Source organism: Streptomyces sp. P9(2023), assembly GCF_032436795.1.
GTDB lineage: Bacteria > Actinomycetota > Actinomycetes > Streptomycetales > Streptomycetaceae > Streptomyces.
Window position 1 is genome coordinate 1 of the sequence record NZ_JAUPWM010000384.1, and the last position, 279, is coordinate 279.

A 279-nucleotide genomic window follows, 5' to 3' on the forward strand; every position below is an offset into this window, starting at 1 on the left:
GACAAATAAAGAACCCCTGTAAAAAGGTCATTGATTAGTGAAATCAGGGTATAGTAATTTTGAAAATATACCCTGAAATGTCCCGTTTTAACAATGATATCTTGTTCTTTTTCAGGTGAAGTATCGTGTTCTTTCGTTTCAACGTAAGGTTTAATAGTTTTTAATCTCTCGTGAAGTTTAGTCATCCTATTTACCCTCCAACAATTTATTTACATATACTTTATCACATTATTCGTTTAAAAGTTAACAATTTCGTTTTAATCATCTTAAAAAAATCAG

1 protein-coding gene is annotated in these 279 nt (G+C 29.0%); it reads right to left on the reverse strand.

Annotated features, from left to right (window positions below; all coding sequences use genetic code 11):
• Window positions 1–185: hypothetical protein (locus tag Q5762_RS38035; protein WP_315896882.1), on the reverse strand; the 185-nt coding region annotated here is incomplete at its 3' end.
• Window positions 186–279: the final 94 nt, after the last annotated feature.